The following is a 22,846-nucleotide window of genomic DNA, read 5'->3' as shown; positions in this document are numbered from 1 at the left end:
TCTGTTTATGCTATAGTAATATTTTGCAAAATTAATGGTTTTATCGCGCGCAACCAAGCAAAAACCTATAATTTTCTATCTCACTGCATAAATGACTTGAAAACAGATGGAGAAAAGCGCAACATCAGCATTTCTACTATACCGCGCATGGCCAGATAGGCTATCAGCGCCAGCCATAGAGCGTGGTTGTGGAGTGTGGGGGCGAGGGTAAAATAGAGTGCGAAGAACACTATCGCCGCCAGTGCAGTGGACCACAGCATGGGACGCGTGGCGGTGAGCCCGATGAACAGTCCGTCGAGCAGAAAAGCGGTTACACCGGCGATGGGTATGGCCACAGCCCAGGGCAGATAGGGTAGGGCTGTGCTGATGACATCGTGTTCGGAGGTAAGTAGGTGGAGCAATGGCTTTCCGCCGAAGGCGAAGACGAGGGTGAACACAATGGCGACAATGATGCCCCAGAGAAACAGGCGTCGTGTCAAAGTACTGAAGGTCTTGCGGTCGGCAGCTCCGCAGTATTTGCCGCCCAAGGCTTCGGCGGCATAGGCCAGCCCGTCGAGGAAGAAGGAGGTCAGGGTAAACAGGGTGAGCAGCAAGGTGTTGGCAGAGAGCATCAGGGTGCCTTGGCGGGAACCGAAGGAGGTGAAAAACAGGTTGACCATCACCAGAAAGAGCGTGCGCAGGAATATGTCGCGGTTCACTGCAAAGAAGCGGAGCATCCCGTGGTGCCACTTCGTGCCAGGCTTGTCGCTGTCCCTGTCTTCCACCTTGGTAAGGCTCCTCTTGAGCCACATCAGCGCCATGCCGAAGCCTGTCCATTGGGCTATCATCGTGCCCAAGGCTACGCCCTCGATACGGAGTCCGAATCCGAAGACCAAGGTGATGGAAACGAGCAGGTTGGTGATGTTTTGCGCGATGGAGACATACATGGGGATGCGCGTGTTCTGCATGCCGATGAACCATCCGGTAAGGCTGTAGAGTCCCATCACGGCAGGGGCTCCCCATACGCATATAGAAAAGTAGGTGTCGACGGTCGCGCTCACTGTGTCGTCGGGCTGCATGATGAGGGTAGTGGCATGGAAGATAGCCCGCTGGCAGACTATCATCAGCGTGGCTATGATGAGTGCGGCGGTGATGGACTGGCGTAGCAGATGGCGTACCTGCCGGTGGTCGTTTGCCCCCAATGCCTGCGCAGTGAGCCCGCTGGTACCCATGCGTAGAAATCCGAATATCCAGTAGATGACGTTGAACATCATCGAACCTACTGCCACGGCTCCGATATAGACAGCGTTGCCCATGTGTCCCACGATGGCAAGGTCGGCCATGCCCAGCAGGGGTACGGTGATGTTGGTCACCACAGCCGGAATGGCAAGGCCGAATATCTGCTTGTCTATATCTCTCATCGCGGGTTAGAAATTCAACTTGACATCAATGCCCATGTGGAACGGGTTGGCTTGTTGGGCGAAGACAAGTGGTTTGCCGGTTGCACTGCTTTCCACGACGAAGGTGTTGGGGCGGGAATTGGTGATGTTGCGGCCCCACAGACTTACAATGACATTGCCGCACAATGCGTCGCAATGGGCGCCAAGTGTAGCGTAGAATGGCTGGCTCAGGGTGTTGGCCTCGTTCCAGTAGATGCTGCCTTGGGCGGCCATATTGGCACCGATAACCAGGGCATGTATACGTGGGTTGTGCGTGTCGATGCGGTAGTCAATCGTCGAACCCAATGTGTGGCAAGGGATGAAGGGCACGCGGTGATGGCGGTAGTCTATCTGGGTGGTGGTGTTGCCTGTGGTTGCGGCGTCGCGATAGTCTCTGAATGTCGATTGGGTAAAGGCGTAACTGGCTGTCCATGTGAGGTGATTGTCAAGATGACTTCCTCGCAGAGAAAGTTCTCCACCCAGACTGCGGCTACGGCCTGCGTTGACCATCATTCGGCCGAAACCGTAGTTTCCGGCCATCACCGACAACTGCAGGTTGTTCACGTTGGTGAGATAGACGGCCATATCCATCTGGATCTTATTCCCGGGCAGATTGATGTGGGCTCCCAGTTCGTAGTTCCATGTCGTTTCGGGGGCGTAGGCTATGGTTTTCTCGATATCCTTGTAGTCCTCTTCGGTATGGGGTATCTCGTAGTCGCCACGCTGGCTGGAGTTGTTGCTGAGTTCGGTCTGTAGAATGTCTGAAAACATCTGATAATTGTAGCCACCGGCACGATAACCTTTGCTGATGGCACCATAGAGGTTGGAACCGTTATCGCCAAACTTGTAGCTCAATCCTAATTTGGGCAGAAGTTGGTGGAAATCATTGTGGTAACTGTTGCTGAGTTTGGATAAGAGGTGGCTCGAAGCTGCGCTGCCCATCATCATGACGTTGCAGTTCATCTCCGCCCGCGTGTCATAGTCGAGTCTTACCTTGGAGTAATCATAGCGGAGTCCCAAAGTCAGTGTCAGACGGCGCGTGAGGTCGATGTTTGATTCGTGGAATACCCCTTGGTTGAATGTAGGGAGTCGGAACGTGCCTGGGATGACGCCCAAATCGGTGGTAACTGTTATTCCGCCGCGCTGTTCTATCATCTGCTCAGCCATCTGCTTGGCTCTGTCGGGAGCCATGCCAGTTGCCTCGAAGCGTGCCGCCATTGTCTGTACTATAGCTTTATACATGGCGGTTTGGATGGTGGTTCCCAGCATGTTATCCATATCTCCAAAGAACGCAACTGGCGCTTCGGTCTTGTTCCATTGGTATGAGGTAAACGTACCTGTTGTCCACCGCCACGCACGGTTGGTCTCCGCCTCCGTCAAGCCTATCTGCCCCTTGACAACCATCTCGTGCGTAATCGAGTTTTGGTGTTGGCGTTCTTCCATTTGCATGAAGTCGGCAGCCATATAGTCGATATCCATCAGCATGTAGTCCTTGAGATATTGGAAGCTGGTGGTAGAACTGAAGGTGGTGTTTTCCCAACGCTTGGAGATGACTACGCCGGTGTTGAGCATGTTACGGCGATAGTTGGACTGACGGTTGGCGACAGTGGGTTGAGTTTCGCCGTTCCAGAGTCCGTAGGGGAACGCGTTCTGGCGGACGTATTGATAGTCGAGGATATAGTCGACGCTGAAGCCGTTACCTTGCTGATAGATTAGGCGCAGTTTGCCGCCGGCTTCATTGCTTTTATCAGCTCTCTCACCAGTTGTGTTGTTGGTAAAGAAACCTTTCTGACCCTTATAGAAACCGGCAAGCGACCAGGCAATGTGTTCGTTGGGCTTGGCATAGTGAGCCACCTCAGCATGACGAGTGAAGTGGGAGCCAAGGCCCAGTTTGATTCTCGTGCCTTGATAGTTCATCGGACTGAGGCTATAGGTACGTATCAGTCCGCCCTCAGTGTTGATGCCGTAGAGCGTTCCCTGTGGACCACGCAAGACATCGGCGTGCGCCAACTCATAGTTGTGATAGTTGTATGCGCTCTTGCTCATCAGTGGCAGCCCGTCGGCATAGACGCCCACAGCCGGACTGTTGATGCGTGAACCGATACCGCGAATATAGATAGAGCTGGTATAGCGCGAACCGTAGGAGGGCATCGTAAACGAGGGGACAAAGGCAGAGAGGTCACGTAGGTCGTTCATGGACATACGTTGCAGGTCGTGGGCATCGAGCATCGAACTGCTCAATGGCTGCTGACGCAGATAGAATGCCTCTTTAGGTTGTGACACCACTACTACCTCGTCGATATCCACTACTTTTGATGTGTCGTTGGCTACCGGTGTGACGTAGCGCGATTCGCTTGCTGATGCAGCAACGGCCAGCATCAGCGAAATACATGTAGTTACAATTGTCTTGTTATAGTTCATCCTCTTGTATTGTTGTTTTGAACGGCTGCAAAGGTACTCATAATCCTCTGCAATCCCAATCCTCATTTATGAGGAATTGTGCCGCGATGGCGTCATACGTTGAAGGCGCCGCAGTGAGGACATTCGCCTTTTTTGCGTAGCAGTGCGCCACATTTTCCACAGACATAGGTCATGCGGCTATGGGTGCGGTATTGCCTGATGGCGTATATGAAATACAATACGAGCAGAATATAACCTATAAAATATAAAGAGGTGATGCTGAAGACTATGTAGTCGATGGCGCAAACTGCAGCCAGTCCACTCAGATAGAGTATGGCTTCGCCCGTTGCCAACTGACCGCGCACGTCGTCCAGCACTGCGACACCTACAATCAGCATCGCCCAAACCAGAAGCAGAAATAGCGCCAGTATGGGTGGCACCGACAGCGGGTTGAGTGTCGGGTTGAAGTAGAAGTGCCGCCATACGTCTGGGGCAAATGTCTGGATGCTGGCATAGAGCGTCGCTGCCGACGCCACCAGTAGCGTGAGCAGAGTGGGATAGAAGGAATGGATGTCGCGGAAGTGGACGATGGGTACATCCATACGCTTCAGCTTCCTGATGAGATAAGCGGCAGAGATGACGCATATCACGATAAGGAAAATAAGGAGGTGGGTGTCAGAGAAAGTGGATATGAACTCGGATATGGGATCATCGGGCACGACAGAGCGGAGCAGCTTTCCTTCATGTACCCATCCGAAATGGCGCGAGGCAGTTGCCACCTGTATCCATACAGAGTCTGCCAGGTCCTGTGGCAGTGTGCGATAGTCTGCCACAACCAGATGTTCGCCGTGCCGGACTGTAAATGAGTCGGTGGGCATGTTGCTCAGTACCTCTTCCGGTTGCTGCGCAACGAGCGTAAGCGAGTTTGAGCGTACGATGAAATTATAGTTGACCGTATAATGGTGCAGTGTGTAGAACGACATGGTATCTGTCTGTACGCCAGTGATTTCCCCGGTTACATTCGCGTAACGGTGCGGGCGGTGGTAGCACGACGCCAGCATCGTTATCATCAGCAATAGCAGCGCTGTGTATTTACTCGTTTTCATCATCATTATCCTATTCTTTAGCATAGATATTCATCTGACACTCGTCACAGACAAACTTGAGCTCGAAACTTCTTCCGTCGGCAAGGCGCAGACTCAGAGGCTCTTTCCATTCTGGTTGGCGACCGCCGCGACGCACACAGTAGCCCAGCGCATAGCGCAGACAGTGACGGCACTGCATGATGAGCGGATGTGAGGTCGGCGAGAGCTCGTAGGCAGGAGCCAGCTCATGACGGTGATGCTGTTGGTAGAAGGCGCGGGCTTCGCGGTTGGCTATATTATATAAATAGGTGTGCTGGATGTATTCGCGCTGCCATCCGTTGGGCATCATGGCATCGTCGGCCACCATCTGCTGATTGTCCTGGCTTGAGGTCTGCTCCACAGGAGCCTCTTCGAGTTGTGCCACAACCATTCTTCGCAACTCTGCCAGCAGACTCGACGGGATGAAGAGCATCTCTGCACCCTCGGCTATGCTCACGTCGGCCAGCGTATAGGGCGTGTTGCCCAACTTAGATAGCTGTCTTACGATGTTGTCATGCTGGTTGGTCCGCGCCGGTTGATGTTCAAAGGTCACAGTGGCCCTTGCATGAAGCGCTTCGAGTGCAAAGCCGTCGTCCGTTGTCGATAGGGTCATGTGCAGAGGCAACTTGCGCTCAGCCACAGTTGATGCGAGCAGCTTGGAGAACGCCACATCGTTGTTGCGGTATAGCGCTGCTCCAGGGCGGAGCGACTGCGGCATGCGCTGGGGGAAGAGACGGTTGCCCTCGGCGCGGTTGACGCGGAATCCCTCAAGCTCGTGGTTGCTGTTGAAGAAGCAGAGCCCGTCGCCATTGGCAAACTCGGCCACGCCCGCTACGTTGAACGAGTTGCCGCGTATCTCCTTAACCTTGCCCACATACTCGCCCATGGCCTTGGGGGTGTCAAAACTGGCGATATCTGCCTGGCGGCCGTTGAGGAAGTAATGGGTATAACCTCTATTGAAAGTCTTGCGCAGATTGGGCTCGAAGTGATAGGTCACCTGACCCTTCGAGGCGCGGCAATAGTCGTTGGGACGCTTGCTTACCAGCCTGTCTATCTGCTGCGAGTATGCTGATACGACATTCTTCACATAGTCGGCGTCCTTGAGTCGGCCCTCTATCTTGAACGAACAGGCACCGGCGTCGGCCAGCTGTTCGATGGCATCTATCTGGCACATGTCTTTGAGCGACAGCAGATGGCGCTGGTGCTCTATCTCCCTGCCAGTGGCGTCGACGAGGTCAAACTTGAGTCGGCAGAACTGGGCACACTCGCCGCGGTTGGCGCTTCGGCCGAAGCAGTATTGCGAGGCGTAGCAGACGCCAGAGTAGCTCACGCACAGGGCACCATGGACAAAGACCTCGAGCTCCAGTTCGGGCGAAGCCTTGTGTATCTCGGCTATCTCGTCGAGCGACAACTCGCGAGCCAGCACTACTCTGGTGAAGCCCAGCGACTCCAGCCACAGAGCCTTCTCTGCCGTTCGCGTGTCGCATTGGGTCGAGGCGTGTATAGGCAGAGCCACCCGTCCCACCAGACCCATGTCTTGCAGCAGCAGGGCGTCCACTCCTGCCTCGCGCAGTTGCTCTGCGAGCGCCAGCGTGTCGTCCATCTCGCTGTCGTAGATGATGGTGTTGAGCGTGACATAGACCTTGGCGTCAAAGCGATGCGCATACTGGCACAGCTGGCCGATGTCGTCGACAGAGTTGCCGGCTGCAGCGCGGGCGCCGAAGCGTGCGGCACCGATATACACGGCATCGGCTCCGCAGTCGATGGCTGCGATGCCACATTCCAGGTTCTTGGCGGGAGCCAACAGTTCGAGTTTTCTCATACGTTTATGTTTTCATCTGCCTCTTGACGACAGACATAATGATTGATCCAGTTGTTGTAAAAGAGCGTAGCCGCTGCGCGCCAGTTGCAGTGGGGCTGGGCGCTGGGGTCGTCGTTGGGGTAGTAGTGCTGTGGCAGATTGACATCATCGCGCTTGCCCAGGTCGCGACGGTACTCGTCGCCAAGTGTCCACACGGGATATTCGAAGTGGCCCAATACATAGAAGTCTCTATGCTGGCGCGAGGCGCAGATGCACAGACCGGCTTCGGCCGACTCGGCGAGGATGTCCACGCCCTCGGTATGCTCGATGTCCGGGCGCCTTATCTCGGTATGGCGGCTGTTGGGCATGCTGAAAGTGTCGTCGAAACCGCTGAATATGGGATGGTGCAGATCGGCTGGCGTTACCGTAAACACGCCGAACCTCTTTGCTGGAAGGAGATACTTGGAGATGCCGTAGAAATGGTAAAGCGCAGCCATGGCTCCCCAGCACAGATAGAGCGTGCTGCGCACGTGGCTGTGGGCCCAGTCCATGATGGCCGTGAGCTCGCGCCAATAGTCTACCTCTTCATAGGCGATGGTCTCTACTGGTGCGCCGGTGACTATCATGCCGTCGAAGTGCTCATCTGCCAGTTCGTCGGCATACCGATAGAAGCGTTCCAGATGTTCTGCCGTTGTATTCTTTGAGGTATGCGAGCGCAGCTTCATGAAACTCAACTCTATCTTGTGTGAAGAGTAGGCCAGCACACGCGCCAGGTCGCACTCTGTTTCCTCCTTCTTGGGCATGAGGTTGAGGACCACGATGTGTAGAAGGTCCTCTCGGCGGGCGCAGTCGCGTCCATATCCTTCGATGCCGTCCACGTGTTCGTATCTCAGGGTCTGGATGGCGGGAATACCTTCGGGTAAATATATGGGCATAACTGTTGTGGAATTACTACTTGTCAATAATGTGGGGCGTATTGCAGTTGCAAAAATAGCAAAAACCGATGAAAAACAAGTAGGGCTGTCAAAGTATTTTCTGACAGCCCCCACTTTTATCTTGTCTTACGATGTGTTACCAGAGGTCCAGACGGTTGGCCTTGGGGATAAAGAGCTTGTCGTCCTCCTTCACTCCGAAAGCCTCGTACCACGCATCTACATGGGGCAGAGCGCCGTTGACGCGCCATTTACCCAGTGAGTGCGGGTCGCGCTTTACGCGGTTGCGTATTTCCTTCTCGGTGATGTTCTGGCCCCAAACTCCAGCGTAGGCGATGAAGAAGCGCTGGTCGGCGGTGAAGCCGTCCTTCTGCTTGAGTGGTTTCTCGGCAGTGGCGTTCTTGTAGGCAGTGAAAGCCAGTTGCAGACCACCGTGGTCGGCGAGGTTTTCGCCCAGCGTGAACTCACCATTGGCGTTGAGGTCGGGCAGCACCTTGATGTTGTTGAAGAAGTTGGCATACATATCGGCACGCTCCTTGAAGCCCTCGGCATCCTTGGCGGTCCACCAGTCCTTGAGCATACCGTCGGCATCGTACAGACGGCCCTTGTCGTCAAATCCGTGGGTCATCTCATGACCTATCACTACGCCGATGGCACCATAGTTGAATGCTTCGTCGGCCTTGGGGTCGAAGAAGGGGTACTGCAGGATGCCCGCAGGGAAGCATATCTCATTGGTGGTTGGGTTGTAATAGGCGTTGACGGTCTGTGGGTTCATAAACCACTCATCGCGGTCAACGGGTTTGCCGGCCTTCTCGGCGATATGCTTGTCGTGGGCAAAGGCGCGACAAGCCATCACGTTGTCATAGTAGCTCTTTGATGGGTCTATGGTCAATGCGCTGAAGTCTGTCCACTTGTTGGGATAGCCTATCTTTACGTAGAACTTGTCCAGTTTGCGGTGTGCGTTGGCTTTGGTTTCGCTTCCCATCCACTTCTGGGCGTCGATGCGCTGACCCAAAGCTATCTGCAGGTTGGCCACCAGCTTCTCCATCATCTTCTTGGACGACTCGGGGAAGTAGCGCTGGGTGTAGATTTTGCCCAGAGCCTCGCCCATCTGTGCCTCGACTTGTGCGGTGGCGCGTTTCCATAATGGGTAGTCTTCTTTGCGGCCGCTCATGGTCTTGCCGAAGAAGTCGAAGTTGGCTTCTCTTATCTCGTCGCTGAGGTAGGATGCCGAGCTCATGATGATGTCCCACTCCATGAGCGCCTTGATTTCGTCGGCGGTCTGCAGAGCCACAATCTTGTCCAGACCCTTCATAAACTCGGGCTGTCCCACGATGAGTGTCTGGATGTAGTCCTTGTTTACGCCCTCTGCCAGGCACATCTGCTCGAGCGGGATGTTGGGATAGTGCTCGGCAAACGCCTTCATGGTCATCTTGTTGTAGTTGGCCTCGGGGTCGCGCAGCTCGGTTTCGCTCTTGGAGATGAGGGCGAGGATGGTCTCTTGACGGAACACGGCGTCGCTCTTCTTCTGGGCCTGGGCGGCGTCAAAACCGTAGAGCCCGAACATGCGGGCGATGTGCTTGCGGAAAGCCTCGCGTATGGCCACCGTGGCAGCGTCGTTGTTGAGATAGTAGTCTTTCTGCTCCAGAGTGAGTCCGCTCTGAGAGATGTGCATGATGTTCATGCTCACATTCTTGGAGTCGGCGCCGAAGTATGAGGCATACTGTACGCCATAGCCCTGGGCGGCATACTTGAGCTGGAGCTCGCGCAGCTGGGCCACGGTAGAGGCGCTCTCTATCTCGTTGAGCAGAGCGGCAACGGGGGCTGTGCCCTCGGTATTGCGTCGCTCTACGTTGAGAGCCAGCTTGTAGAAGTCAGACAGTTTCTGCTCGATAGTGCCGGTGGCATATTTCTTCTTTTCCAGGTCGGAGAGGATGGTGTTGATACGCTTGCTGTTGTTCTCCTGCAGCTGGTCGAAACTGCCGTAGCGGCTGTAGGCGGCAGGGAGAGGATTGTTCTTCTGCCATCCACCAGTGGCAAACTGATAAAAGTCATCGGCAGGCTTGACGGTTTTGTCAAGGTTTGACATTACCAGTCCCGACTTGTTCTGTCCCATGCCCATGATGGGCGCCGATATCATGAGGACTATCGGAATAATTGGTTTCAGTTTCATTGTATTGTTGTTTGGTTGTTGATTATTCGTTTTTGAGACTCTCGAGCTGTTCGGAGAGTTCCATCCACTGCTCGTTGGCCTGCTCGAGGGCCTGGTGGGTGGTGGTATACTCGGTCACGAGTTCCATGTCGGCTGCGTTCTCAGGCTGCATGAGCAGGGCGTCGAGTTCCTTGAGCCTCGTCTCCATCGTGGCAATCTTGCGTTCGCACTCTTCTACCGACTTCTGCGCCTTGCGTATGCGCTTCTGCTGTTCCTTGTGCTCGGCATAGGAAATCTTCTGCTGGCTCTGGGGCTGTTCTACAGGCTTGGACTGGGTCACTACAGGCTGTGCAGCCAGTGCCTCGTGGATGCTGTCGGCATTGTGGGCACGCAGATAGTCGTAGATGCCACCGAGGTGCTCGCGCACATGGCCTTGGCCGAACTCATAAACCTTGGTGACCAGACCGTCGAGGAATTCGCGGTCGTGGCTCACGATGATGGCTGTGCCGTCGAAGGCGCGGATGGCCTCTTTGAGCACATCCTTGGACTGCATGTCCAGGTGGTTGGTGGGCTCGTCGAGGATGAGCAGATTGACGGGCTCCATGAGCAGACGTATCATGGCGAGACGGCTGCGCTCGCCGCCGCTGAGCACCTTGACCTTCTTCTCAGAGGTCTCGCCGCCAAACATGAAGGCACCCAAGAGGTCGTTGATCTTCAGGCGCATGTCGCCGGTGGCTACGCGGTCTATGGTGTCGTAGATGGTGATGTCTTCGTCGAGCAGCTGGGCCTGGTTCTGGGCAAAATAGCCTATCTGCACGTTGTGGCCTATCTTTAGGGTGCCGTCGAAGGGGATTTCGCCCATGATACACTTGACGAGTGTAGACTTGCCCTCGCCGTTCTTTCCCACAAAGGCCACCTTCTCGCCCCGCTTGATGGTGAGCGTCACGCCCGAGAAGACGTTGTGGTCACCGTAGGTCTTGGCTACCTCGTCGCAGATGACGGGATAGTCGCCGCTGCGCAGACATGGGGGGAACTTGAGGTGCATGGCAGAATTGTCGACCTCGTCAATCTCGATGGGAACTATCTTTTCCAACTGCTTGAGGCGGCTCTGCACCTGCACGGCTTTGGTCGCTTTGTAGCGGAAACGCTCTACAAAGTCCTTGATGTCGGCTATCTCTTTCTGCTGGTTCTCGTAGGCGCGCAGCTGCTGCTCACGGCGCTCGGCGCGCAGCACCACATACTGGTCGTATTTGACCTTGTAGTCTTCGATGTGGCCGCAGGTTATCTCGATGGTGCGGTTGGTGACATTGTTGATGAAGGCGCGGTCGTGGCTCACCAGCACCACGGCTTTGGCAGACTGGGCGAGAAACTGCTCAAGCCACTGTATGCTCTCGATGTCGAGGTGGTTGGTGGGCTCGTCGAGCAAGAGCACGTCGGGCTGTTGCAAGAGAATCTTGGCGAGCTCTATGCGCATGCGCCAGCCACCGGAGAACTCGCGCGTGGGGCGGTCGAAGTCGCTGCGCTGGAAGCCCAGACCGGTGAGGGTGCGCTCGAGGGTGGCTTCGTAGTTGTCGCCGCCGAGCATCATGTAGCGGTCGTGCTCGAGGGTGAACTTCTCGACCAACTGGGCATAGCTCTCGCTCTCGTAGTCGGTGCGGTCGGCCATCTCCTGCTGCAGCCGCTCGATGCGCTCCTTCATGCGGGTGGTGTGGATGAAGGCTTTGCGGGCCTCTTCGATGACGGTGGTGTCGTCGGCGAGTTTCATCACCTGGGGCAGATAGCCTATGGTGGTGTCGTTGGGGATGGCTACGGTGCCCGAGGTGGGCTTCTGCTGTCCGCAGAGTATCTTGAGCATGGTCGATTTGCCGGCGCCGTTCTTACCCACGAGCGCTATGCGGTCGCGGTCGTTGATGACAAAACTCACGTCATGGAAGAGCGGGCGGGCGCTGAACTCTACAGCGAGATTTTCTATAGAAATCATATTTCTGGTCTTCAATATGCTTGCACGGCTCTGTCTTGCTGGGGCGCAGACGGCAGACAGGGCGTGGCGGTATGTTTATATATTCGGTTTAACTATAGTTCGCGCAGCGGGCATGACGCGCAGACCCGTAGGGGCGACCTCTGTTAGTAAAGTGCAAAATTACGCTTTTTTTTTGTTAAAACCTAACTATCACCGCTTTTTCTCCCGACATCGGGGGAGATAAGGTTGTGGCTGTGGGGGATGGAGCTGGTGGAGGGGCTGTATGCTCGCCTATAGTGGAAATCATCTGCGGTCAGCCTCTGGCATGTAGCATCAATATCGCCTTCGCGGCAAAGTTTAACGCAATGGCTTTCAAGTAGTTTCCAAACTACGATTTACTTGTTTCAAACTGCGAATTACACTTTTCGCGATGCGAAACAAACAAATCGCACCACGATTTCTCCATTTCCAACCCTGCAAATACTTTGTCGATGGTCAGTGCAGAAATGGAGATGGACTCTCTTCGTGCGAGCGGATGTCTGGTGCGATTGTGCTGGGTCGCGGCAACAAAAAACGGGAAGAGTAGCCCCTTCCCGTTGATAGTTTTTGTAGATAATATTTATCCGATGAGTCCGGCCTTACCGATGAAGTAGAGCACGGTGTAGCCGAGAACCATGCTGATGATGCCCATGGTGATACCCGTCTTGAGCATATCGTTCTGCTTGACCAGTCCGGTAGAGAAGGCGATAGCGTTAGGAGGAGTAGAGATGGGGAGACACATGGCGCTGGATGCAGCAAGGGCAATACCGATGATGATGGTAGAGGTGCCGCCAATGGCGCCCAGTTTGTCGCCCATACCTGTACAAACGACAGCAAGGATTGGAACCAGAAGAGCTGCGGTGGCAGTGTTGCTGATAAAGTTGCTGAGGAAGTAGCAGATAAGTCCAGAGATGAGCAATATGGCGATGGGAGAGAAGTCGCCGAAAGGTATACTCTCGATAGCGCGGTCGGCAAGTCCGGTGCCGTTCATGCCCAGTCCGAGGGCGAAACCACCGGCAACCATCCAGATAACGCTCCAGTCAATCTTCTGCAAGTCTTTGCCATTGATGACTCCTGTAAGTGCGAATACACCCATAGGAATGATGGCTACAGTGTTGGCGTCGACACCAGTGACACGGTCGAGCAGCCACATGAGGATGGTGACGATGAAGGTGATGCATACCACCCACATACGCCAGCCGTGAGAAACATGACCCTCAATCTTGAGTTCGATGGTCTTCTGAGTGAAGGGGAAGAACTTGAGGATAAGGCGCCAGCTGATGAACAGGATGATGATGACCAGCGGGAACATGAATGACATCCACTGTCCGAAGCTGATGTTAAGATGCAGCTGCTCATTGAGGGCCTGCAGGGCGATGGCATTGGGAGGTGTACCGATAGGAGTGGCCATACCACCGATATTGGCGGCGATTGGGATGCTCATCGTCAGCGCGATGCGTCCCTTTCCGTTGGCGGGAAGGGCGGCGAAGACAGGGGTAAGGAAGGTGAGCATCATGGCGGCGGTAGCTGTATTGGACACGAACATCGAGAAGACGCCTGTGATGAGTAGGAAGCCCAACAGCACGTTCTCGCTCTTGTTGCCGAAGGGACGGATAAGGTTCTTGGCAAGCAGCACGTCAAGACCCGACTTGGTGGCTGCGATGGCAAGGATGAAACCGCCGAGGAAGAGCATGATGACGGGGTTGGCGAAGGTGGCCATGATGTCCTTGGACTTGAGAAGCTCGCCAAAGGCTTCGCCCTCGCCCTTGAAGCAGGCGATGGAGTTGTCAGACAGAGTAAGACACATTACCGATATGATGGCCAGTGAGGTTGCCCAAGAGGGAATGGCCTCGAACAGCCATGAAAGGGTAGCGAAGACAAAGATGGCTATAACGCGCTGCTGGATAACGGTAAGGCCCTCAATGCCAAAACAGGTGATTGGGAGGTTCCAGATGATGGCGGTAACGGCAATGATGCCGAGCAGCTGCCATACCTTTTTCATCTCAATCTTGTTTGAAAGAACATTTTCTTCAGACATAATCTTTAAGTTTTTAGTTGTTATTATTAGTTATTATGATGTTTACGAATGTCAGGTTCAATTGGGTAGGTGTATTTCTGGTATATATATCCATGTGCGGCATCGGCGCAGGGCCGGTGACGCACATGGATGATATGGAGGTTTACTTGATGTTGGGCTCTTCAAGGTGCAGTCCCTTCTTCTTGTCAACAACCTTGAGGACAAGGCCGATGACGAGCGCGGCAACACCCAAGCCTGCCAGCATCACCAATGGGGCGGTGTAGTTGAGTTCGGTAGCATTGGTAACTCCCTTGTTGGTCATGGTGAGGACCTTGCCGATGAGCAGGGGGAACAGCCACAGGCCGATGTTCTGTATCCAGAAGATAAGGGCGTAGGCAGAGCCGATAATCTTGGCGTCTACCAGTTTGGGCACGCTTGGCCACAGAGAGGCGGGGGCAAGAGAGAACGATGCGCCGAGAACGAGGATGGTCACGTAGGCTACGATGACTCCGCCTACCTGGTTGCCCTTGAATTCGGGAAGAATGAAGGCGAAGGTAAGGTGGCAGGCGATAAGCAGCAGTGAACCCAGAACGAGCATAGAGGCAGCCTTGCCCTTATGGTCTACAAAGTTGCCCAGGATGGGGGTAATGCCCACGGCAAGCAGGGGGAACACGGCAAAGATAGACTCGGCAGACTGACGCATGTAGCCCATGTAGCAGTAGGTGACAAGGGATACGATGGACAGGCAGAGCACTCCGTACTTGAAGCTCTTGTTCTTGAGGAAGTTGAACATGAACGCTGTAACAGCCACCACAAGCATGATGACATACTGGATGATGGTAACAGACGAGGATGCCCAGAAGGAGTCGGCGGGAACCTCAGTAAATGAGAGGTTGCACTGCAGCATGTTTACAGCGTACTTCTGGAAGGGGAAGATAGCTGAATAGTAGAGTACGCACAGCAATGATACGAGCCAGAAACCACTGCTGGTGAGTATCTGTCCCAAGTCGCTGATTTTGAAAGGGTCGTCTTTCTCTTCGGCTTCGCCGGTCTGCGCGTCGAGTTTCTTGTCCATAAAGAAATAGACAACGAGCATAATCATGGCGATGCAAAGCAGCACAACGCCGAAAGCCACAGAGCGTGATACGCTAACGACTCCGCCGAGCTTGGCGAAGAAGGGCGAGAATATCATGCAGGTGGCTACGCCCAGGCGGGCCAATGCCATCTCAGATCCCATGGCCAATGCCATCTCGCGGCCCTTGAACCACTTGACGATACCACGCGATACGGTGATGCCGCCCATCTCGGCTCCGCAGCCGAAGAGCATAAATCCACAGGCTGCCAGCTTGGCAGATGCGGGCATTCCCTCATAGAACGGCGATACGTTCAACTGCTCGAAGACGGGAATGTGGTTGAGGTTATTGGTAAACCAAGTCTCAAGGCCGCTGCCGATAAAGCTGTCGCTGATGGCATACCACTTGATGATGGCTCCCAAAAGCATCACGCCTCCAGAGAGGAGGGCTGTAAAGCGAACGCCCATCTTGTCGAGGATGATGCCTGCAAAAATCAGGAAGAAGACAAATACGTTGAGGAAAGTCTCCGAGCCCTGCATGGTACCGAAGGCGTCAGAGTCCCAGCCTCGCTGTGTCTGCATCAGGTCTTTAATGGGCGAAAGGATGTCCATAAAGATGTAGGCACAGAACATGGCCAAAGCCAAGAGCAACAGGGCCATCCAGCGGATGGCGGCCGAGTCGCGCAGTGTTTTTTGTGTTGTTGTCATTGCTTATATCTTTTTATTGTTTATTTCTTTAACCAGCGGTCAAGCCATGAGAAAAAGGTGCGCTGCCACAGTACACCGTTCTGTGGTTTAAGAACCCAGTGGTTTTCATCAGGGAAAAGGAGCAGTTCGGCAGGGATACCTTTGAGGCGGGCTGCATTGAAGGCACCGAAGCCCTGATTGGCATTGATGCGATAGTCTTTCTCGCCATGGATGCAGAGGATGGGGGTGTCCCAATTATCGACAGCCTTGTGGGGACTGTTGGCATAAGTGCGGCGTGCACGCTCGGTCTGGTCCTTATTCCAGTAGGCGTCGTCGTACTCCCAGTTGGAGAACCAGGCTTCCTCGGTGTCGGTGTACATGGACTCAAGGTTGAAGGCTCCATCATGAGCGATGAAGCACTTGAACCGTTTGTCATGATGGCCGGCAAGGTAATAGACTGAGAAGCCACCGAAGCTGGCGCCCACGGCCCCCAGACGGTCTTTGTCAACATAGGGGAGATTGTTGGCGGCATCGTCGATGGCGCTGAGGTAATCTTTCATGCACTGGCCGGTCCAGTCGCCGCTGATATCTTCGTTCCACTTGCTTCCGAAACCAGGCAGACCGCGGCGGTTGGGGGCTACGACGACATAGCCGTTGGCTGCCATAATCTGCATATTCCATCGGTAACTCCAGAACTGTGATACGGGACTTTGGGGACCGCCTTCACAGAAGAGGAGGGTAGGATATTTCTTGTTGGGGTCGAAGTGGGGAGGAAGGATTATCCATACCAGCATATCTTTGTTGTCAGTGGTTTTCACCCATCGAGGCTCAACCTTTCCGACTGCAAGTTGGTCAAAAATATGCTTGTTTTCATCTGTAATCTGTGTGATTTCAGTCTTCTTCTTGGGGTTGATGACAAAAATGTCATCGGGGTGGCTCATCGAATGACGGGTAACAAGCAACTTCTTGGTGTTACCTATCATCTGGAGGCTGCCGTAGTCGTATTGGCCTTCGGTAACCTGATGGACTTCTCCGCGAAGATTAGTCTGGTAGATGTTGGCACATCCATGCCATACGGAAATGAAATAGATACTCTTGTTGTCAGAGTTCCAGCAGAATGCATCGACATTGGTATCGAGCTTCTCGCTGACGTATTCTTTCTTGCCAGTGGCCAAATCATACACCAGGAGACGGTTGCGGTCGCTCTCATAGCCATTGTGTGCCATGCTGAGCCAAGCAACATACTTGCCGTCGGGTGAGAAACAAGGTGCAGTGTCATAGCCTACGTTCATATCGCCATCCTGATGATTGACGGGCAGGTCCTTCATCGATTTGGTCGGATTAATGGCTGGTTCTTTATAGTCGGCAGGCTTACAGAGATTGCGGGTGGCGTGGCTGTCGATATCATACAGGTAGATATCGGCGTCGGTGGAAATGGCGTAATGCAAGCCGGTACGCTTACGGGAAGAGTAAGCAATCTGCTTGGAGTCGGGGCTCCATGCAAGTTGCTCAATGCCACCGAAAGGAGCAGAGGGACACTCGTAGGGTTCACCCTCCATAATGTCGATACCGTCGGTGATGGCATTGTCGTTGACAGCAGCCATGAAGGGATGGGCGATGGTCTCAACGTAATGGTCCCAATGACGGTAGTTCAGGTCTGTGATGACACGGCCGGTAGCCTTGGGCAAGTCAGAAGGATTCTTCTTGATGATATCATTAAAGGGAATTGACTTGATAAGAATTACCTTGCTTCCGTCAGGCGAGAAACTGAACCCCTCGATATCCAAAGCCGAGTGAGTGAGCTGCTTGCGGTCTGTGCCATCAGGGTTCATTTTCCACAGCTGGCCACCAGAAAGGTAGGCAATCTTGCTTCCGCCTTCTATCCAGGCGGCGTCGCTCTCGCTCTTGGCGCCAGTGGTGAGCATACGCTTGGCAGTGCCGTCCACGTTCATTACATGCAAGGTCTGCTGCCCTTTGTTCTTTTCTACGCTGTAGTAACCTACCTGGTATACCACTTGCTTGCCATTGGGCGAAACCTGAGCTCCACCTATGCGTCCCATAGCCCATAAGGCTTCGGGAGTCATGAGGTCTGAACTGAGTTTGATGTCACTTTTACCAATCATGGTCTGTGCGTTTGCAAAATTGCCGCCCATCCATAGGGCGGCAACTAATGCTATAGTTTTGGCTATCATCATAGTTAATACTTTTTTCTTTTACGAGCCAGCTCTTCTCTCTGTTTCTGCAGCTCGGCCTGCTGTTCCTGCATAGCCTGCAGGCGTGCAGCCAGACCTTTCATCTTCTGAGGGTTGTTCTGGTTCTCCTTGTAGCGTGCTTCAAGGATAGTAAGCAGTTTCTCATCATTGGTGGTCTTGCGGAGGGTCCACATGATGGCAGCCGAGAAGAAGAGGCTGACAAAATAGTAGAAGTTAAGACCCGACGAGTAGTCGTTGAAGATGAAGAAGAACATGACAGGCATGAGGAACATCATCCACTGCATCACCTTCATCTGTTCGGCTTGCTGGCCTACCATCTGGTCGCGCTGCTGACGCATAGTCATCCACGAGTAGAGCAGGTTGGCTACGCAGAAAAGTATACAGGTGAGCGAGAGGTGGTCACCTATGATGGGCAGATTGGTGCCCCATTCGAAGATGGGGTCATAGGTTGAAAGGTCACTCATCCACAGGAAACTCTGACCACGCAGCTGAATGGCGTTGGGCACGAAGTTGAACATGGCAATCCAGATTGGCATCTGTATGAGCATAGGCAGACAGCCCGACAATGGACTTACGCCATATTTGGCATACTCTGCCATCATAGCTTGCTGCTTCTGCATCTGGTCTTCGGGCTTGTCAAATTTGGCGGTGGCAGCTTCGAGTTTCGGTTTGAGTACACGCATCTTGGCGCTGCTCATGTAGCTCTTTTTTACCATTGGGAAGGTGATTACCTTCAGTAACAGTGTGATGAGAATGAGTACCACTCCCATGGGGAAGAGCTTGGACAGCCAGTCGAAAACATAAATGGTGAACCAGCGGTTGATGATGCGGAAGAGAGGCCAGCCAAGGTAAACCAGACGCTGGAGCTCGAGGTCCTTGCCGAAGGTGCTTTGCTCCTCTACATTCTGCAAGAGACGGAAGTCATTCGGGCCATAATAGAACTCAAACTCTGATGGCTGCTTGCCTGTTGGGTCAAAGAACGACTTCATCTTGGCCTGATAGCTCTTCAGATAGCCATCGCCAGACTTTTTGTCATAAGGGATGGAGGTCATAAGAGCGTTGGGCTGGAAATCGTTTTTGGCAATCATCACAGCCGAGAAGAACTGGTTCTTGAAGGCAACCCAGTCTATACGTTCTTCAATGGGCTTGTCGATTTTTTCTGATGTCTCGCTCAGATAATCGGTGCCACCTTCGCTTTCGTGGTAGGTCAGGGTAGCGTATCTGTTTTCAAAGTTGAAGCCCTTCTCCTGCTGACGGCATTTCTCCTGCCAGTTGATATCCATTGTGGAGGTGTTGGGAGCGAAGAGTCCGGCCATGCCTTCTACGCTCAGACGCATGTGGAGCATATAGTCCTTGCCGAGCAGATAGCTCAGCACGATGTTCTTGCCGGCGGCAGCTTCGGCGGTGAACACGACGGTAGAGTCGGTGAGCGCCGATACGTTGAAATACAGGTCCTGGGTAGAGATATTGGTCTCCTTGGCCACCAAGGTATAATTGAGCGACTGTTCGTTCTTGTCAAACAGCACAACGTCGTTCTTCTCCTTGATGTTGTCCTTGTAACCCTTAATCACGGCTTTTTCTACCGTTGCGCCCTTGGTGTTGAAGGTCAGTTCTACATGCTTGTTCTTAAGTACCACGTTCTGCGCAGTACCTTTGAGGGCGTTATGAAATAGTGCAGTACTGTCTTCGAGGGTCTGCTGCAACGCGCGTTCGCGTTGAGCTTTTACGGCATCTTTCTCGGCTTTGGCAGCCTTGTCCTTGGCGGCTTCCTGTTGGGCGAGCTGTTCCTGCTGAGCCTTAATCTCTTCTTCAGAGGGCTGGCTCCACCAGGTAAACCCGATAAACAGCAGCGCTATGAGCACAATGCCGGTAATTGTATTTTTGTCCATGTCTTATTTCTTGTTCTTTATTGCGTGTTTAACGAAATCTACGAAGAGTGGATGTGGCTTCAGCACTGTGCTTTGATACTCTGGGTGATACTGGGTACCAATGTACCACTTCAGTCCAGGTATCTCTACCACCTCTACAAGGTCGCTTTCGGGATTGCGTCCTACACACATCATGCCAGCGCGTTCATATTCGGTAAGATACTGGTTGTTGAACTCGTAGCGGTGACGGTGGCGCTCGCGGATATTCTCCTTCTTATATATATCAAATGTACGCGAACCTTGTTTAAGTATACACTCATATTGACCCAGACGCATGGTACCTCCCATATTGGTGATGTTCTTCTGCTCTTCCATGATGTCTATCACGTTGTGAGTCGTCTTCTCGTCCATCTCGCGGCTGTTGGCGTCGGCATAGCCCAGCACGTTGCGGGCAAACTCGATAACCATCATCTGCATACCCAGACAGATACCAAAGGTGGGGATGTCATGGGTGCGGGTATAGTGAGCGGCAATCAGCTTGCCCTCAATGCCACGCTGGCCGAAGCCGGGACAAATCATGATACCGTCCTGGCCTTTCAGCAGGTCGGCCACGTTGTCTTCCGTAATCTTTTCGGAGTTGATGTAGTTGATGTTTACCTTGTAGTCGTTATAGGTGCCAGCCTGTGAGAGACTCTCGCGAATACTCTTGTAGGCGTCCTGTAGGTCATACTTGCCCACCAGACCGATGTTGACAGTCTCGGTAGCTTTGGCGCGACGCTCGAGGAACTGACGCCAGGGACCCAGTGAAGGCTTCTCGCCAATGGGCTCTTCCACCTTGCGCAGGATGGCGGTGTCCAGACCTTGGTCCTGCATATATACAGGAGCCTCGTAGATGCTTGAGAGGTCTTCGCTCTGGATGACACAGTCGAAGTCGACGTTACAGAAAGCGGCAACCTTCTTTCTTAAACCCTCGTCGAGATACTTTTCGGTGCGGAGGACGAGCACGTCAGGCTGGATTCCCACGCTTTGCAGTTCCTTCACGCTATGCTGTGTGGGCTTGGTCTTAAGTTCGCCCGCAGCCTTGAGGTAGGGCACGTAGGTGAGATGCACATTGACAGCCTTCTTGCCCAATTCCCATTTCATCTGGCGGATAGCCTCCATGAAGGGCGCGCTTTCGATGTCGCCGATTGTACCACCTATCTCAGTGATGACAAATTCATAGTGGTAGCGCTGGCCAAGCATCTTGATGTTTCGCTTGATTTCGTCGGTGATGTGAGGCACCACCTGGATAGTCTTGCCCAGATAGTCGCCACGACGCTCTTTGTCTATTACACTTTTATATATACGTCCTGTGGTCATTGAGTTGGCTTTCGTGGTCTGGATGCCAGTGAAGCGCTCATAGTGTCCCAAGTCAAGGTCGGTCTCCATACCGTCGGCCGTCACATAGCACTCTCCGTGCTCATAAGGATTCAGTGTACCCGGGTCAATGTTGATGTAGGGGTCAAACTTCTGGATGGTGATGTTGTAGCCTCTGGCCTGCAACAATTTGCCGATAGACGATGAGATGATTCCTTTGCCTAATGAAGAAACCACACCGCCTGTTACAAAAATATACTTTGTGTCTGCCACGATTGTGATAATTTAATATTTGTTCAAGTTGCAAAATTACAATAATTTGGTGAACTCTGCAAAGAAAAGGTATTATTTTGTTCCACGCTTTTTCCCTTTTGTTCACGACTTTTGCTTTCGCGGACTTCTAAAACAAAAATTCATTGAGATTTATTTTGTATTTTTCACAGCATGCAGTAACTTTGCAAGCACAAATAGCCACTATACAATTATGAGAATTAAGTTTATTGCCATTATCCTTTTAGGTTTGCTGTGTGATGTTACGTCCGTGTCGGCCCAGTCACGACATTCGCAATCGCTGTCGTCATCGCGCCGACATGCCGCACAAGCCCAGCCGGATATGGTGACTCTCTATATGGATTCGCTGTTGCATTTCCGCGTCCACCAGGACTCTGCCCATCTCGAAGAGTTTGTGCCAACCATGACTGTGCCGGCACTGCCCAAACTGGGGATCGAGTACAAGTTGCTCTTTATGCCGACCACGTTTTATAAAGGCGTGTCCCACAACTTCTTTGATATCGACCGCGATGCCAACCTTATCGACGAGAGTCTGCTGGCGCTCTATCTCGGGCGTCCCGACCTCGTGCGCTCTACGCAGAGCCAGTTGGAGCGTGCTGGAGACATACGTAAGGCCGAGGCAATACATGTCGACCATGCTCCTGAAATCGTTGAGAAGGTAGCCCCCAAGCCCCAGGAGACAGTTGTGGCTCCCTTGGATATTGTGGTGCTGAAACCCAACTTCTGGACATACTCCGGCGACTATTATCTCCAGTTCCTGCAGAATTACATTTCTTCCAACTGGTACAAAGGTGGTGAAAGCAACTACTCGATGGTAGGTTCGATAACCCTCAATGCCAATTACAACAACAAGCAGAAGGTGAGATGGGACAACAAACTTGAGATGAAGTTGGGATTCCAGACCTCCAGACAGGATACGTTGCACACCATGCGAGTAAGCGAGAACTTGCTGCGTCTGACGAGCAAGTTGGGATTGCAGGCATCCAGAAGCTGGTATTATACCATCCAGATGATAGCCGCTACCCAGTTCGTCAGACAGTGGAACAGTAACTCCAATGTCGTTACCACCGACTTCTTGGGCCCGTTGAATGTCAATCTCTCTGTCGGTATGGACTACAACGTCAAGTGCTTGAAGGATAGGCTTACCGGTTCCATCCACTTGGCTCCTCTGGCTTACAATTTCCGTTATGTCAACCGTCTTGAGCTTGCCTCTCGTTATGGTTTGGACGAAGGCAAGCACCAGCTGCACAACTTTGGTTCGCAGTTTACGGTCGATTTGTTGTGGAAGTTTGCCGACAACATACGTTGGAAGACCCGTCTCTATGGTTATACTACCTACGAGCGTGCCGAGCTTGAGTGGGAGAATACGTTTACCTTCCAGTTCAACAAGTATATATCCAGCAACATATTCGTTTATCCCCGTTTTGACGACGGAACCAAGCGCAGTGACCGTCATGGCTATTATCAGTTGAAGGAGTACGCCTCTTTGGGCTTCGCCTATTCCTTCTGATGATGC

Annotated in this window: 13 protein-coding genes; 1 reads left to right on the top strand and 12 read right to left on the bottom strand. The window is 53.1% G+C overall.

Features of this window, described 5'->3' with window-relative positions:
* Positions 1–80: 80 nt before the first annotated feature.
* The 12 genes from CIK94_RS07235 to CIK94_RS07180 form a co-directional block, all read right to left on the bottom strand.
* Entirely contained in the window at positions 81–1,400 is a 1,320-nt protein-coding gene (locus tag CIK94_RS07235; RefSeq protein ID WP_094422238.1) for an MATE family efflux transporter, read from the bottom strand.
* Between the two features lie 6 nt (positions 1,401–1,406).
* The gene (locus CIK94_RS07230; RefSeq protein WP_254046160.1) at positions 1,407–3,839 is read right to left on the bottom strand and encodes a TonB-dependent receptor; all 2,433 of its coding nucleotides are present in this window, start codon (positions 3,837–3,839) and stop codon (positions 1,407–1,409) included.
* Between the two features lie 92 nt (positions 3,840–3,931).
* Complete coding sequence (locus CIK94_RS07225) at positions 3,932–4,927, bottom strand: beta-carotene 15,15'-monooxygenase (RefSeq protein ID WP_094422335.1); 996 nt, start codon at positions 4,925–4,927, stop codon at positions 3,932–3,934.
* A 7-nt stretch (positions 4,928–4,934) separates the two neighbouring features.
* Positions 4,935–6,764, bottom strand: coding sequence for a U32 family peptidase (locus tag CIK94_RS07220; protein ID WP_094388245.1), 1,830 nt, complete (start codon positions 6,762–6,764; stop codon positions 4,935–4,937).
* Entirely contained in the window at positions 6,761–7,678 is a 918-nt protein-coding gene (locus CIK94_RS07215; protein ID WP_094422236.1) for a homoserine O-succinyltransferase, read from the bottom strand. Before CIK94_RS07215 ends, CIK94_RS07220 begins: the two co-directional genes overlap by 4 nt.
* A 136-nt stretch (positions 7,679–7,814) precedes the next feature.
* Entirely contained in the window at positions 7,815–9,848 is a 2,034-nt protein-coding gene (locus CIK94_RS07210) for a M13 family metallopeptidase (RefSeq protein WP_094422234.1), read from the bottom strand.
* Between the two features lie 22 nt (positions 9,849–9,870).
* Entirely contained in the window at positions 9,871–11,808 is a 1,938-nt protein-coding gene (gene abc-f, locus CIK94_RS07205; RefSeq protein ID WP_094386151.1) for a ribosomal protection-like ABC-F family protein, read from the bottom strand.
* Between the two features lie 598 nt (positions 11,809–12,406).
* Positions 12,407–13,864: a DASS family sodium-coupled anion symporter gene (locus tag CIK94_RS07200; protein WP_094422232.1), complete on the bottom strand. Its 1,458-nt coding sequence runs from the start codon at positions 13,862–13,864 to the stop codon at positions 12,407–12,409.
* Between the two features lie 142 nt (positions 13,865–14,006).
* Complete coding sequence (locus tag CIK94_RS07195) at positions 14,007–15,623, bottom strand: MFS transporter (protein WP_094422230.1); 1,617 nt, start codon at positions 15,621–15,623, stop codon at positions 14,007–14,009.
* Positions 15,624–15,643: 20 nt separating this feature from the next.
* Positions 15,644–17,794 carry a S9 family peptidase gene (locus CIK94_RS07190; protein WP_094422333.1) on the bottom strand — a complete coding sequence of 717 codons (2,151 nt, stop codon included), beginning with the start codon at positions 17,792–17,794 and terminating at the stop codon, positions 15,644–15,646.
* 5 nt (positions 17,795–17,799) lie between these two features.
* The gene (gene yidC / locus CIK94_RS07185) at positions 17,800–19,704 is read right to left on the bottom strand and encodes a membrane protein insertase YidC (RefSeq protein WP_094422228.1); all 1,905 of its coding nucleotides are present in this window, start codon (positions 19,702–19,704) and stop codon (positions 17,800–17,802) included.
* 3 nt (positions 19,705–19,707) lie between these two features.
* Positions 19,708–21,312, bottom strand: a complete 1,605-nt coding sequence (locus CIK94_RS07180) for a CTP synthase (protein WP_094422226.1) — start codon at positions 21,310–21,312, stop codon at positions 19,708–19,710.
* Positions 21,313–21,523: 211 nt separating this feature from the next.
* On the opposite strand from CIK94_RS07180, the gene CIK94_RS07175 reads away from it, so the two are divergent.
* On the top strand, positions 21,524–22,840 hold the full coding sequence (locus CIK94_RS07175) for a DUF3078 domain-containing protein (protein ID WP_094388252.1): 1,317 nt from the start codon (positions 21,524–21,526) through the stop codon (positions 22,838–22,840).
* Positions 22,841–22,846 lie beyond the last annotated feature (6 nt).

This window comes from Prevotella sp. P4-51 (genome assembly GCF_002251455.1).
Lineage (GTDB): Bacteria > Bacteroidota > Bacteroidia > Bacteroidales > Bacteroidaceae > Prevotella.
Note: the sequence above shows the minus strand (reverse complement) of the source record. Positions and strands in the feature narration are given on the sequence as shown.

What these genes read in the sequence shown, in the direction of transcription:
- yidC (WP_094422228.1), bottom strand. Translation starts at nt 19,704, where the DNA reads ATGGACAAAAATACAATTACCGGCATTGTGCTCATAGCGCTGCTGTTT.
- CIK94_RS07230 (WP_254046160.1), bottom strand. Translation starts at nt 3,839, where the DNA reads ATGAACTATAACAAGACAATTGTAACTACATGTATTTCGCTGATGCTG.
- CIK94_RS07235 (WP_094422238.1), bottom strand. Translation starts at nt 1,400, where the DNA reads ATGAGAGATATAGACAAGCAGATATTCGGCCTTGCCATTCCGGCTGTG.
- CIK94_RS07190 (WP_094422333.1), bottom strand. Translation starts at nt 17,794, where the DNA reads ATGATAGCCAAAACTATAGCATTAGTTGCCGCCCTATGGATGGGCGGC.
- CIK94_RS07175 (WP_094388252.1), top strand. Translation starts at nt 21,524, where the DNA reads ATGAGAATTAAGTTTATTGCCATTATCCTTTTAGGTTTGCTGTGTGAT.
- CIK94_RS07220 (WP_094388245.1), bottom strand. Translation starts at nt 6,764, where the DNA reads ATGAGAAAACTCGAACTGTTGGCTCCCGCCAAGAACCTGGAATGTGGC.
- CIK94_RS07225 (WP_094422335.1), bottom strand. Translation starts at nt 4,927, where the DNA reads ATGATGAAAACGAGTAAATACACAGCGCTGCTATTGCTGATGATAACG.
- CIK94_RS07215 (WP_094422236.1), bottom strand. Translation starts at nt 7,678, where the DNA reads ATGCCCATATATTTACCCGAAGGTATTCCCGCCATCCAGACCCTGAGA.
- CIK94_RS07200 (WP_094422232.1), bottom strand. Translation starts at nt 13,864, where the DNA reads ATGTCTGAAGAAAATGTTCTTTCAAACAAGATTGAGATGAAAAAGGTA.
- abc-f (WP_094386151.1), bottom strand. Translation starts at nt 11,808, where the DNA reads ATGATTTCTATAGAAAATCTCGCTGTAGAGTTCAGCGCCCGCCCGCTC.
- CIK94_RS07195 (WP_094422230.1), bottom strand. Translation starts at nt 15,623, where the DNA reads ATGACAACAACACAAAAAACACTGCGCGACTCGGCCGCCATCCGCTGG.
- CIK94_RS07210 (WP_094422234.1), bottom strand. Translation starts at nt 9,848, where the DNA reads ATGAAACTGAAACCAATTATTCCGATAGTCCTCATGATATCGGCGCCC.